Origin of the sequence: Corynebacterium matruchotii (genome assembly GCF_011612265.2) — a bacterium.
Classification (GTDB): Bacteria; Actinomycetota; Actinomycetes; order Mycobacteriales; family Mycobacteriaceae; genus Corynebacterium; species Corynebacterium matruchotii.
Window position 1 is genome coordinate 2,392,434 of sequence record NZ_CP050134.2, and the last position, 13,398, is coordinate 2,405,831.

Consider the following 13,398-nt stretch of genomic DNA (forward strand, 5'->3'; position numbering starts at 1 on the left):
GCCAGTTTTTGTGGTGCGCCAGCGTGGTTACCTGGAGGATAGTTCCTGCTTCACCCACTCCTTGTATGCTTTGCGCTGCGCATCCCATTCGGCCACGGCGGCGGTGGTTTTTAGCCGCAGGTTCTTAAAAACGAAAACAGACAGGGGGAAGGCCACGATGAGCGCCAACAGTGCAGCGATGTAAATGGGCAGCGGCTCGACAACGAGGGCCGAAACCAGCTGGATTAAGATGGTGAGGGCCAGGAATAGGCCAAACCTGGCGGCGCCGTATTTGATGACATTATTGCGTGCCTCACGGCGTAATTGGGGATCCCGCTCGGGGGGTGCTGATGCCGGATCGGGTGAGGCGCTTGATTGGGTGTGATCTTCATGTGGAGTTGGGTCTTCGCTCACGTGTAAAAACCCTACTCAATGACATGCAAACAAGCTAGTCGCAACTATGGCGTGTCAAGTAGTGCATTTGTGCCTAAACTGGTGAATTGTCCCCATCAATATCATTAACCATCACACTGATTCAAGGAGCATGTTACCGTGGGTCGCATTATCGTTTTGTTGCTGCTTGTCGCAGCCGTGTATTTGGTGTGGCGGGCATTTGGGCCACAGTCGTGGAAACGTGCCATGCTTTTCGACGCACCCCAGGAACCCCTCATCAAAGGGCCCGATGATGATGAAGAGTTCCTGTGGGAATTGGAAAAACGACAATTCAAGCAACGCCGCGCGAAGGAAGAAGCCCAACGACAGGAAGAGGAACGGATTCGGCGCGCTCAAGCCCGCTATAATCGCCCCTCCCCCACCGACACGACCGCTGCTGCGGATAATAATTCGGATGACACAAAACCGGCAGCAAGTGACAAGAATTCGCCCCGGCCCGACACCTCCGACACGTAGGAAAACACCAGCTGGTGTTGGGAAAACCGCATAAAAACCCGCCAATAATCACAGGGTAGCCTTAATTTACTTAGCTAAAGCTTGCCTTTATAGTGGTAGCATGCGTTCATCATTGGTGGTTTCCGAGTGTGACAACGCTCCCCTGCAACGGCTGAAGGCAACCCAATTATTCAAGACTCTCAGCGACCCCACCCGTCTCCAAATCCTGTATATCCTAGCGCAAAATCAAGGCACCAATATCTGCGCCATTGAGCTTTCCGACGCCCTAAAGGTATCGCCGCCAACCGTCACCCACCACATGAAAAAACTCATGGACACCAACCTGGTGACCCGCCATAAAACCGGCAAATGGGCCTACTACAAGCTCGTGCCCGACACCTTTCGACGCGTCCATAGACTCATTGATTCGCTCTAAAGCCCAACCATAAAAGGATTGGGCGAACCTCCGCAACGGTGGGCGTCGACAAGCACCCGGCTAATTCAAACCCGCATAGGAATGCAAACCCGACACAACCAGGTTAATGAAAAACAGGTTAAACACCATGGTCACCAGGCCCAAAATATTGATCCACGCGGCCTTGGCATCCCGCCACCCGGCGGTCGCCCGGGCATGCAAATAGGCCGCATACAGCATCCAGGTAATCAGCGACACGGTTTCCTTAGGATCCCACGCCCAAAACCGGCCCCACGCTGATTCCGCCCAAATAGCCCCCAACACAATACCCAGCCCAAACACCGGAACGGTCACAATGATCGTGCGGTAAGCAATCGCATCCAGCGTTTTCGCCGACGGCAACGGCTTCGCCACCGAACCGAAGAATCCATGTTCCTTCCCCACCGGCTGCCACATCCGCAACAAATACAGCAAGGATGCCACACCAGACACCATGCCTATCGACGCCCCAATCGACACCGACCCCACATGGATCGCCCGCCAATACGACTTCAACGCCGGCACCACCGGGGCGGAATCAACATAAAGCTTCGTCCCGCCAAAAAACAGCAACGCTAAAATCGGGGTCAGCACCCACGGCCACAACACCCGCAGGTCCTTACGCTGCAAATAAAACGCCGCCACAATCATGGTAAACATCGTGATCTCAGTGATGTACTCGTAAAGATTACCAAACGGGAACCGCCCTGCCGACAACCCGCGCAACACCACCGACGTCACATGCACCATGATTCCCAGCCACACCACCGACTGAGTCATGCCAGCAAATTTCTCGGCCGAAGCCTCCCGCGCAGCTATAAGACCAGCAATCTTCTTCTCAGCATCATCCGACATGTCCGATGCGGATGAGGCCGTGGAATCAGCAGCAACCGGGGCGGAATCCGAACCCACCGACACCAGCTGATGCTCATGAGATGCAACATCCTCATGTTCCTGCCGCTCCCGCTCCAGATCAACCAATCCCTGCCGCTTAATATAAAACACCACGGAAAGCACCAAGGCCAACGAGTAAATAATAAAGGCACTGAAAAACGCGTAATCCGAAAACGACGCAAGCGTGTGGTCAACATTCATAGGTAATAACCTCACATTATTGGGGGTATGCGATGCTGATTAGAGAATACTCTCACTAACGGCATAACCAAAGCCCTAGCCGCACCATACCCGCCATCCACCATCGTCACGGGCATTATCGGCCACCAACACCAATATTCATCACTGGCCAGCGTCATCATCATCGTCATCGTCGGGATCCGGCAACCCCAATAATTGCCGATGAATTTTGTGGTATTCCTCCCCCCACCCGGCGCGATCCGTGCGTGCTAAACCTGCGGTCTCTACCCGGGTTTCGGTATCACTCACCGGCTCTAACCGCACCCAAATTCGCCGCCGCTTCACCGTCAACGACCCCACCAAAGCGCCCAACGACACGATCGTGAACACCAAAACCCAGTATTGTGTCGGATCGTATGACACCTGGAAATTAGCAAACTCCTCCGCACCAACAAAAGTAATTTCCGTGCCATCGTCCAAAGTCACCGACTGTTGTTTCGTCAGGTTAACTCGTTCGATCTTTTGCAGCTGACCAGTGTGGACTTGCGTCGGGTCGATGGTGAAAATGTTTTGGCTAGTACCAGAATCCAAGCCGTTATCGCCCCGATAAATGTCGATTGCCACCGCCGGGTCGTTCATGGCCGGGTAGCTGGAGGAAAGAATATCGTTATTGTCACCGCTCCAGGCCGCGGTTGGCGCGAAGAGGCCTTGGATGGTGATTTGGTGTTGCCTGCGTTCGTACAGATCCGGGTACATGCCGGCCGGTGGGTCGAATCGGACCACGCCGGAGGACAGGAAAAATGTGAGGTCGTCGGGGCGGAACTGTACTGTTTGTGTGCGCTCCTCCCCGTTCGGCCATTTGATTGTGAATGTGGGAGCGAAACCGTGACCCTGCAAATAGACGCGGTCACCGCCAAGCCGCAGCGGGTGGTTCACGGATATTTCCTGGTGCTTCCAGCTGGCGGAATCCGTGTTGATCTCATCACCGACCGCATAGGACACGTCCGAGCGGAAGGAATCCGCCTGACCATTGGGAAGATAGTTGGCGGAAAAGTTGTGTACATCCAGGCAGTAGGTGTTCAGGCCGGTGCCGTCGAAAAGCAGCCCGGCGCGGAATGAATCAAAATTCGCGGTGGCGGTATTGCAAAATTGGGAGTTGACATCATCCCGGTCGGATGCGATGACGATGACTTGTCCTTCGTAGTACACCATGCGGCCGATGGCCATGGCAACGAGCATGCCCACGAGCCCCAGGTGGAAGAGCAGGTTATAGAGCTCCCGACTGTAGCCTTTTTCGGCGGAAAAGGAGCGTTGACCGGCACGGTCTTCTTCTTTGGTGTATGCGGCAAGATGCCAGCCTTTGAACAAGGTGGTGATGTGTTGTTCTACCTCCGGCAGGGGTTTATTCACGATGCCGACGGCGTTGAGTGGGAGCCGGCTGAGGTTTTTCGGTGCCCGCACTGGGCGGGTTTTCAGTTGCTTGTAGTGGTCTAGGGAACGCGGCAGAATACAGCCGATGAGGGATATGAACAGTAGGACTGCGATGGAGTTGAACCAGGTGGAGCTGAAAACGTCGAAGAGTTGCAGTTTGTCGTAGATTTCGGCGATTTTGCCGTTGTTTTTGAGGTATTCGGTGACGTTGTCCTCGTTAAGGGAGCGTTGTGGGAGGAGGGCGCCGGGTGCTGCGCCCAGGGCGAGCAGGAACATGAGGGCCAGGGCGGTGCGCATGCTGGTGAGCCAGTGCCATGCTTTTTTGATTGCTGCGAGAAGGATTTTCACGCTGCTCCCTTGCGGTTTTAGTGGTGGTTACTGGTTTGTTGGGGGTGAACCAGTTGTGGTTAGGGTTAACGCTAGCGGTTAGATAAGGGTTGCCCCAAACTCGCTTGTGATGATTCGTATCCAGTTAATGAAGTCGCCCCAGAGTCCGGTGATGAGTGCTAGGCCAACGAGGATGAGAGTGATGCCGCCAATCAGTTGGATGGTGCGGCTGTGACGGCGGAGGAAGCCGACACCGGTCATGGCTTTGGTGGAGCCGAATGCTACCAGTATGAAGGGGATGCCCAGGCCGAGGCAGTAGCCGATGATGAGGAGGATGCCGCGGGCGGCGGTCATTCCCTCGGTGCCGGCGGCGACGGAGATGATAGATGCGAGGGTGGGGCCAAGGCAGGGGGTCCAGCCTAAGGCGAAGACCGCACCAAGGAGAGGAGCGCCTACCCAGGTGGACCAGGTGGTGGTGGGCTGGATGCGTTTTTCTTGTTGGAGGAAGGGGATTCCGCCGAGAAAGATGATGCCCATGAGGATGGTGATAGCGCCGCCGATGCGCATGAGGATGGCACTACTGAGTGTGAGGAAGCTGATAGCGCCGAAGACGGTGACGCTGGTGAGGATGAATATGGTGGTGAAGCCGAGAACGAAGAGGAGGGCGGCGGTGGTGACTTTGAGTCGGCTTTGTTTGGTGACGAGGGGGCCGTTATTGTCGTGGTAGGTGACGGTGCCGCCGACGAGTCCGGCGAGGTAGCTGATGTAGCCGGGCACGAGGGGGATGACGCAGGGGCTGGCGAAGGAGACGAGGCCAGCGGCCATGGCGGCAAGGATGCCGAGGAAGAGGGGCCCGGTGGCTGCGGTGGTGGCGAAAGTTGTGCCGATGGCGGCGGTGGTGAGCATTTTTGGCGTATTCCTAGGCTGATGTGCTCCCAGGCGGGTTGTTATGCTGGGGTTTTATGCTGTTTCGAGGGGTTTTATGGCATCGAGTAGTTCTTGTGCGGTGATTTGGCGGAGGAAGACTACGGCAGGCCGGTGTTGTTTGTCTAACACGATTGTCGTGGGGACAACCGATGCGGGTATACCCCCGAGTGAGGCAGCTAGTTTAAAGGGCGGGTCATAAATGCTGGGGTAGGTAATCCCGTTGTCTTGTATGAAGTCTTTTGCTAGTGACTGGGTGTCTTTGACGTTGATGCCGATGACGGTGCCGCCGGTTTTCGCTAGGTGTTCTTGGACTTCTTCGAGGTCGTCGACTTCGGTGCGGCAGGGGCCACACCATTGGCCCCAAGCATTGAGGACAACTATTTTGTCTTGGTAGTCGGCGAGTTTGACTTCTGTGTTGGGGTCGGTGACGGAGGGGCCGGTGATGTCAGCAATGGGTTTGCGATCGGCTTCGGGGTAGGTGATGACGGTTTCGCCACCGGGTGAGTGGAATTGGAAGGTTCCCCCTACTGCTACTGCGTCTTTACCTGCGGTGTCGGTGCTGCATGCGGCGAGCGCCAGTGTGATGGCGGCTAAGAGTGATGCTATGAGGCAGCGGGGGTGCGGCATTTATATCTCCTGGGCTGGTTCGTTGTAGCGGTAATCTACCAGTTGGTCGCCGCGGAATACTAATGATGTAACGCTGGCCAGGTCGCATACCCGGTTACTGGGGTTGTGGGCGAGGGGTTGGCCCAGGACGGTACGTTGCACACACACGATGGGGAGTTGGTGTGTGACGAGTATCCCCTCATGCCCGGCTGCTTGTCGACGGGCGGAGTCGACGGCGTCCATCATGCGGGCGGCAATATCAACGTAGTGTTCACCCCAACTGGGAAGCGCGGGGTTCCACATGAGGGGCCAACGGATCGGGTTGATGAGTTGGGAGCGCCAGGAGTTGACGCGGAGGCCTTCGAACCGGTTCCCCGCCTCAATGAGGCGGTCATCGAGGGTGATATCGACACCGGTGGTTTCGGAGATAGGGCCGGCGGTTTCTTGTGCACGCTCCAGGGGGGAGGACCAGAGGAGCGCAATGTCGTGATTGGCGAAGGATTGGGCGGTGGCGGCGGCCATGGATTGGCCGCGGGCGGAGAGATGATAGTCGGGGATACGACCATAGAGGATGCGGTCAGGGTTGTAGACTTCGCCGTGGCGAACGAGGTGAATGATGGTGTGGGACATGATGGGTGGGATGCTTTCCGTTTTCCGTTAGTGGTTACCGTGTGGGTATGTGGCGGCTAGATATTGAGCCACTTGTCATAGGAGGCGTTAGCCGATGCCTTGGGCTGCCGCAGCGGCTTGAGCTGCTGGTTTGAGGGCTGCTTCGATGCGGTCAAAGTCGTCATCGGTGAGGGCCGCGGACACAAACCAGGTTTCAAAAACACTGGGTGGCGCGTAAACACCATTATCGAGAAGGGCGTGGAAGAACGGTGCGTAACGGAATGTGTCCGCCTGTTTCATGTCGGAGAAATTATGGCCTTCCCCGTCGGCGAATCGTACGGAAAGCATGGTGGCGGCGCGTTGAATGTGATGGGCGACGCCGACGGCACCAAGCGCATCATGGATGAGATCGGCAAGCCGATCAGCATGAGCACGAATAATGTCGTATATTTGTTCGGTTGCTAGTTCGAGGGATTTCTTCCCGGCCGCCATGGCGATAGGGTTGCCGGACAATGTGCCAGCCTGGTAGACAGGGCCCACCGGGGCAAGATGGTCCATGATATCGGCGCGGCCACCAAACGCGGCCGCGGGGAGCCCCCCTGAGATGACTTTACCGAAAGTGGTGAGGTCACCCGCAACATTATCGACGCCGTACCAGCCGGAATAAGAGGTACGGAACCCGGTCATTACCTCATCAAGAATGAGAAGAGCCCCATTGCTGTGACATAGATCTTTCAACCTCGCATTGAAATTATCATGGGGGGCAACGGTCCCCATATTGCCCGCGGCAGCCTCGGTGATAACGGCAGCGATCTGCCCCTCATTCTCGGCGAACGCTTGTTCGACAGCCTGGATATCGTTATAGGGCACGACAATAGTGTCGGCAGCGGTCGCACCAGTAACACCAGGAGAATCCGGCAACGCAAAAGTAGCAACCCCCGAACCGGCGGCGGCAAGAAGCGCATCCACATGGCCGTGATAGCAGCCCTCAAACTTCAGGATTTTAGGGCGACCGGTAAACCCACGGGCCAAACGAACCGCCGACATGGTGGCCTCAGTACCGGAATTGACCATGCGGACTTTCGCCACACTAGTACGGTCAACAATCATTTCCGCAAGATCAATCTCGGCCTCGGTTGGGGCGCCAAACGACAAACCATTCGCCATGGTCTCAGTCACAGCAGCAAGAATTTCCGGGTGAGCATTCCCCAAAAGCATCGGCCCCCAGGAATTCACAAGATCAACGTACTGGTTGCCATCAACGTCGTAAAGCTTCGAACCGTGTGCCTTAGCAATAAACCGAGCCTGCCCCCCAACTGACCCAAAAGCTCGAACCGGTGAATTCACGCCACCCGGAATGACATGTTGAGCGCGCTCCATAAATGCCCGAGAACGAGCTACGTGCGCTGAAGTTGGATATGCGGGGGAAAAAGTCATGCACCCTATTGTAGGTTTTGTGGGATGCATTAGCGATTACGCACGCTAATTTGCTCGCCAATATGGGTCCCGGTGGTGTTTTCTACCTCATCAACCAGCGCGGATGCATAATCCGCATAACTGATCTCACTTATGCCACTGGCACCGACGGTGAAAACATCGCCTGCAAACTCGTAATCATGGCGAGCCGGGGCATCGGGCAGAAAATTGGCCGCCGGACTGATAGCGGTCCACTTCAAACCAGTGATACCGCGCAGAGAAGCGGAAGCCGCGGCATGAGCCTCAGCATACTTTCGATATTCGGCCGGAAAATTCGGGGAATCAACCAACCGCTCGGTACGTGCCGGGGTGGTGTAAAGCGTGCCGGTGCCACCAATAACCACGAGTCGGGTATCGGTACCGGACAGGATCTGGCCAAGGTGGGTTGTGAGTTCAACAATTTGTTGTGACCCTAGGGCGGAAATGACCACGTCAATGGCTTTGAAGTCTGTTGTGGTGAGATCGGTAACGTTCTTGACAAGCGTGTGTTGTGCTGGGGTATTTGGGTGAGGGCGTCGGCTAATTGCGGTGACTTCGTGGGAACGGTTGACTGCTTCTTGGACGATGAGTTTTCCCGCTTTTCCGGTAGCACCAATGACTGCTATGCGCATGTGTTCCTCTCCTGCGAATTCTTTGGAATATTTTCCGGTGTGTTCCAAAGCATAAAGAGAGCAGTATCCTTTGGGAAGAAGGCACTATAAAGTACCGTAGGAACCGAATAGATACTATTAATGGTCAAGGGGCAAAAGCATGGAAATAAAAAAGCCTGATCTTCCCACCTGCCCAGTAGAGACCACGCTATTTTTCCTGAGCACTAAATGGTCGGCGCTCATTCTGCGCGACCTCATGGATGGGCCACGCAGGTTCAATGAATTACAACGCAGCATTGGGCACATTTCTCAAAAGGTGCTCACCAGTAATCTGCGGCAAATGGAGAAGCATGGGTTGTTAACCCGGACGGTCTATGCCGAGGTACCGCCCCGGGTGGAATACGAGCTCACAGAGTTAGGGGCAAGCCTGAAACCGGTGCTGGATACGTTGCGGTGGTGGGGCGAAATTTATTCCGCATCCGCATCAGGCACCAGTCTTACCGGTCATCGACAACCCCCACACCCGTAACCATGACCGATTATTTTAGTAAGCGGTGGGCGGCGGCTCGCGCATCTGCGATAACCGCAGGTACCCCCACACCTCGCATAAAGGAACCCGCTATTTCCACGTCTTCGGTATCAGCAACCACCGCTTCGATTTCGGCGACCGTTGCCAAATGAGTGGGCGAATACACCGGCAGTCCACCAAACCAGCGTTGTACATAAATTTCGTCTAACCCGGCTGCGCGCCCATCAAAACCCGTGATGGTTCGCAAATCATCAAGGGCCTGATCCACCAGGGCGTCTTCTTCCCATCGGGTAATTTCGTCATCACCGAAACGGCCGAAAGAAGCCCGCACCAGGGCCCCACCTCGCGCACCGATATGCGGCCATTTTTTTGATGAAAATGTGAAAGCTTTCGCCTTCACACCAGGTTCGTTCGTCGCCACCAAAATTCCGGAATTATCCGGCAACCCCTCATCGGAGGCAAACTTCATGCCTACAACAACGGAAGATGCTAGCTTCACAGCCTTCAGCGGCGCCTCGGCAGCAGGCATGATGTCTTTAACAAGCATCGCAGTGGTTGGGGCCGGCGTGGCGAATAATATCCTGTCATAGAAGCCACTACCAGCACCTTTCAGTACAAACCCCTGCGATTTTTTCGCCACACCAGAAATAAATGCGTCAATGTGGATGGTTGCCTCTGATTGCTCCGCCAAGGTCTCATACAGTTGCTGGTACCCCTGGCGGAAGGCACCAAATACCTGTGGGCGGTAATTTTTTGCGTGCTTTGTGTGATCGGCCTTTTGTCGCTCTAAAATTCGATTGACGGCACCAGAGAGGGTCACTTTCTCACCACTGCTCGCCATATCATCAAAAGTCTGAGCTAATTGCGGGATAGTGGCCCGAATTCCTAGATCATCAGAGATACAGGAGAAAACCCCGCCCTGAAAAACTGAAACAAGACGATCAACAATTTGATCGCCGTAACGGGCCCGCACTAATCCACCCAGAGACATTTCCGTAACCCCGGCAACCCAGGCAATACCTGGTTGATCCGCTTCATCATCAATGCGTGCCTGCGTGTGAATATCAACAAGTTTGGCAACGGTACTGCCCGATGCGGGAATCCCCATCACAGTATTCCGAGGCATCTCATGCACCGCATCGTTGAAATACAATAATGATGGTAATCCTGATGGTTTTACCAGCTCATCCCTTAACCCTAATTGGGTAAAAAATTGTGTGGCATCCACACGTATAGCCAGGTATGCCTCGGCGCCCATATCAGTAGGCCCCGCGGTAAACGGCACCGTATAGAGTTTGCCACCAATACGATCGGCTGCCTCAAATATCTCTATCTCAACACCGGGGTGTTGATAATGAATCTCCCACGCCGCAGTAAGCCCTGATAGGCCAGCGCCAATGATTGCAACCCGCATATAAAACTCCCTATTAACCAGACTAATTATTATTAGATAGTACCTATATTTGTGGTGGTGTGATCTCGTGCACCAACGATACCGCACGGGTAATCATCTCAGGATCCGTTGTTGGCAACACACCATGCCCTAAATTAAAAATATGACCAATCGCATGGCCAGCAGAAATAGCACGATCCGCTTCAGCACAGATCCGAGCTGCCTCAGCACGCACCACTTCTTCGCCCGCACATAATAGTGCCGGATCCAGGTTCCCTTGCACCGACTTTGGCCCTACTGCATGATGAATACGCCGCGCAGCCACATCCAGCGGCACCCGCCAGTCCACACCAGTCACATCAGCACCAGCCTGGCTCATCGCTCCTAAAAGTTCACCGGTACCCACCCCAAAATGAATCCTTGGGATGCCCGCCCCAGCAATCGCCGCGAAAATCTCCATGGAATAAGGCAGTACGTATTCCCGATAATCCCGCTCCGTCAAGAAGCCCGCCCACGAATCAAAAAGCTGCATAGCGTCAATCCCAGCCGATATCTGCATGGACAAAAAATGAGTAATCGTCGGGGTTAACTTCCGCATCAAAGCATGCCATGTTTCCGGTTGTGCATGCATCATCGCTTTGGTCTTTTCGTGGTTACGCGACGGCCCACCCTCAACCAGATAACTAGCTAGAGTAAACGGAGCCCCAGCAAACCCAATCAATGCTTGCGACGAGGTAAGATTATCTATAATAATACCTACACCTGCCATAACTCCATCAATATCCGAGTCTAAAACAGGCAATTTATCCACGTCCGACATGCTAAGAATTGGCTGCGCCACCACCGGACCACGGCCCGACACAATCTCGACGTCCACACCAGCAGCTTTCAGCGGCACCACAATATCGGAAAATAGAATCGCAGCATCAACATCGTGACGACGTACCGGCTGCAACGTAATCTCAGCTAAGAGTTCCGGCATAAAACACGAATCAAGCATGTCAATCCCGGCGCGAACCTGCCGATATTCCGGCAGCGACCGGCCCGCTTGCCGCATAAACCACACGGCACGTCGTTGTTCCCGCACGCCAGGAGTAATTGCGTCAATCAATGGCGCATTGGTCAATGTTCGTTTACGTGAAGAGCGCGCAACAAAAGTCATAGCCAAAAGTATGCCGTGTCCCCCAACCTTTGCAAAGCAAGCCACACCTTTCCCACTACCCCCACACACAACTTTTTATTGGTAGACAAGCCACCAAGAGGTGTGATGAAAATCATATAAATTATGTTGGCCAAAAAGTGGCCAATTTCGGTCCAACTATATGAGGGCGAAAATGGCGGTTTCCACTCTTGGCGCCGTCGACAGGCCGCCTATGGCTCGTCGATAAGCCACTAATAGGCCGCGTTGTCTTCCCCACTATCCCAGCAATCATTCGAGGAGAATCCCATGAACTTATCTATTAACGCAATGTCCCTTTCCCATGGGGTGCTACGGCTCAAAAATGTCGTTGACCTCACCCATTCACTCATTGATACTGCCAGCAATAACACTCTTTGCGGCTCATATTCTGGCATGTCGGAGCTGAGCGAGCTCGGCGCAACCCATGGGTGTGTGTTATACGGAAGTGTTGGAAGTGCCATAACGGTCGCCCAGTCGTTGGCGGAACAGGTTGATTGGGGCCGTCACACTCTTGACCTCAATCGGCAATCATTCCTGGGGCAGGACTGTGTTTTTGGCAAAGCGTTAGCATCATGTGATGTTCAGCATTTGGTTGAGCAGATTCGCGCAACGTATGCTCCGAACCCTACTCCATGTTTTGCGGATTTCAGTTTCCCGACCCCCATTCCCACGATTCCAGTATCACTCGATGATGTCATTGCCAGGCTTACCAGCACTAATCATGAGCAAGCCCATCAGGCCCTCACGTCGTGGACTACCATGTCGTCGATCTCGCATCAGGCTTCGGCCGAGCTCAGTAGCATCGCCAATGATTTAGTTAAAGAAAATAGTGGTGATGCTATTTGCGCAGCTCATAAGACTCTTACTGCCATGGCGGCAACTGCGGAGGCGTTTTCTCTCACGAGTGCCGGCATGGCTGGCACTGTCGGCTATTTTGCGGCAATCGCTTTAGCGTTTCTTCCTGGACTTATGACTGCCCGAACTTTGTTGTTGGCGATCCCGGAGCCTGCGGAGCGTGAGAGCATTGAGGCGGCAATTTTGGTGAAGTTTCGGGCGCTTTTTGGCCAAGCACTCATGGGTGCGGTGCCGGCTATTCGTAACTTGACTCAGGTGCTTTCCGTTGTTGGTGACGGGCTGGTTCAGCTCGCTGGTGGTTCTAACGGCCAGCCCCCGATTGAGAAATTGGGGCATGAAATGTCGGAGTCTGCTGTTGAGTTGGCGCAGCCACAATCCCACAAACATGAGTGTCATGTGGATTCAAAGTCGATGGCAGAGTTGAATACCGATGCTGCTAGTGGTGGCGGTGGCTATGCGGGCTCGCATGTGAGTGCCTCTGTGGGCTCGTCGTTTCAGGGGGCGGTTGAAGCATCGGCGAGTGGTGCAGGTGCCGTTGGCGGTAGTTCCTCCACCCCGTTAGGGTCGCCGCGCCTTGGTGGGGTTTTAGGGGGTTCGGCACTTACTGCGGCACATATTGCAACGCAGCCTGCGGGGGTTGATGCCCAGGCTGTATCTGCTGGTTCTCAGGTGGGGTCACGAGGCGCTGCCACTGGTTTTCCGGGATTTTTGGGCGGTGTTCATGGTCGTCCGGTTCGTCATGCTGCATCGTCTCATTCGGCATCAACTTCGAATGCGGTGGCGCACATGGCTACCACAGCATCTGCAATGTCTCTGTCGCAACGGCAGGTACAGCAACCATCTGTGATTCCCGAAGTAAGCGCGGATCATACGCCAAAGAAGGGCAAGGTACATGGGGTTTTGCAGCACATGCCACAAACTCCTAATGCCCGCGATTTGTTGGGGGAGAATCCACCCACGGTCCCTGGCGTGATTGGAACATGGGTGCGCATTGATCCGCAGGAACGCACGCCCAACGATTTTAGGACAGGCCTTATTGGTTAGCCTTTTGCTTTTCGACGCCCAAAGTTTTCCCTCAAA

14 protein-coding genes are annotated in these 13,398 nt (G+C 54.7%); 4 read left to right on the forward strand and 10 right to left on the reverse strand.

Going from position 1 to position 13,398, the window contains the following annotated elements; genetic code table 11:
- Nucleotides 1-27 precede the first annotated feature (27 nt).
- Nucleotides 28-393: a DUF4229 domain-containing protein gene (locus HBA49_RS10615; protein ID WP_005524327.1), complete on the reverse strand. Its 366-nt coding sequence runs from the start codon at nt 391-393 to the stop codon at nt 28-30.
- A gap of 138 nt (nt 394-531) precedes the next feature.
- On the opposite strand from HBA49_RS10615, the gene HBA49_RS10620 reads away from it, so the two are divergent.
- Entirely contained in the window at nt 532-888 is a 357-nt protein-coding gene (locus tag HBA49_RS10620) for a hypothetical protein (protein WP_005524087.1), read from the forward strand.
- A 100-nt stretch (nt 889-988) separates the two neighbouring features.
- Nucleotides 989-1,303: an ArsR/SmtB family transcription factor gene (locus tag HBA49_RS10625; RefSeq protein ID WP_005523995.1), complete on the forward strand. Its 315-nt coding sequence runs from the start codon at nt 989-991 to the stop codon at nt 1,301-1,303.
- Between the two features lie 60 nt (nt 1,304-1,363).
- Here the strand turns inward: HBA49_RS10625 and ccsB are convergent, their stop codons facing one another.
- The 7 genes from ccsB to HBA49_RS10660 form a co-directional block, all read right to left on the reverse strand.
- Nucleotides 1,364-2,416, reverse strand: a complete 1,053-nt coding sequence (gene ccsB / locus HBA49_RS10630) for a c-type cytochrome biogenesis protein CcsB (RefSeq protein WP_005524644.1) — start codon at nt 2,414-2,416, stop codon at nt 1,364-1,366.
- A 141-nt stretch (nt 2,417-2,557) separates the two neighbouring features.
- Nucleotides 2,558-4,123, reverse strand: a complete 1,566-nt coding sequence (locus HBA49_RS10635; RefSeq protein WP_225866068.1) for a cytochrome c biogenesis protein ResB — start codon at nt 4,121-4,123, stop codon at nt 2,558-2,560.
- Between the two features lie 129 nt (nt 4,124-4,252).
- On the reverse strand, nt 4,253-5,059 hold the full coding sequence (locus tag HBA49_RS10640; protein WP_005524612.1) for a cytochrome c biogenesis CcdA family protein: 807 nt from the start codon (nt 5,057-5,059) through the stop codon (nt 4,253-4,255).
- 54 nt (nt 5,060-5,113) lie between these two features.
- Nucleotides 5,114-5,707 (reverse strand): TlpA family protein disulfide reductase, encoded by a 594-nt coding sequence (locus HBA49_RS10645; RefSeq protein WP_005519490.1) that lies wholly within the window; start codon nt 5,705-5,707, stop codon nt 5,114-5,116.
- Nucleotides 5,708-6,316, reverse strand: coding sequence for a histidine phosphatase family protein (locus HBA49_RS10650; protein ID WP_005524152.1), 609 nt, complete (start codon nt 6,314-6,316; stop codon nt 5,708-5,710). It lies immediately after the preceding gene.
- Nucleotides 6,317-6,403: 87 nt separating this feature from the next.
- Entirely contained in the window at nt 6,404-7,732 is a 1,329-nt protein-coding gene (hemL, locus tag HBA49_RS10655; RefSeq protein WP_040431292.1) for a glutamate-1-semialdehyde 2,1-aminomutase, read from the reverse strand.
- Between the two features lie 29 nt (nt 7,733-7,761).
- Nucleotides 7,762-8,382 carry an NAD(P)-dependent oxidoreductase gene (locus HBA49_RS10660; protein ID WP_005524363.1) on the reverse strand — a complete coding sequence of 207 codons (621 nt, stop codon included), beginning with the start codon at nt 8,380-8,382 and terminating at the stop codon, nt 7,762-7,764.
- 139 nt (nt 8,383-8,521) lie between these two features.
- Here HBA49_RS10660 and HBA49_RS10665 point away from each other — a divergent pair, with 139 nt between their 5' ends.
- Entirely contained in the window at nt 8,522-8,890 is a 369-nt protein-coding gene (locus HBA49_RS10665; protein ID WP_005524528.1) for a winged helix-turn-helix transcriptional regulator, read from the forward strand.
- Nucleotides 8,891-8,900: 10 nt separating this feature from the next.
- On the opposite strand, the gene HBA49_RS10670 is transcribed toward HBA49_RS10665, so the two are convergent.
- On the reverse strand, nt 8,901-10,304 hold the full coding sequence (locus HBA49_RS10670) for a protoporphyrinogen oxidase (protein ID WP_005524730.1): 1,404 nt from the start codon (nt 10,302-10,304) through the stop codon (nt 8,901-8,903).
- A 43-nt stretch (nt 10,305-10,347) separates the two neighbouring features.
- Nucleotides 10,348-11,445: a uroporphyrinogen decarboxylase gene (gene hemE / locus HBA49_RS10675; protein WP_050773660.1), complete on the reverse strand. Its 1,098-nt coding sequence runs from the start codon at nt 11,443-11,445 to the stop codon at nt 10,348-10,350.
- A gap of 285 nt (nt 11,446-11,730) precedes the next feature.
- Here hemE and HBA49_RS10680 point away from each other — a divergent pair, with 285 nt between their 5' ends.
- Entirely contained in the window at nt 11,731-13,362 is a 1,632-nt protein-coding gene (locus HBA49_RS10680; protein ID WP_005524090.1) for a hypothetical protein, read from the forward strand.
- The last annotated feature ends 36 nt before the right edge of the window (nt 13,363-13,398 follow it).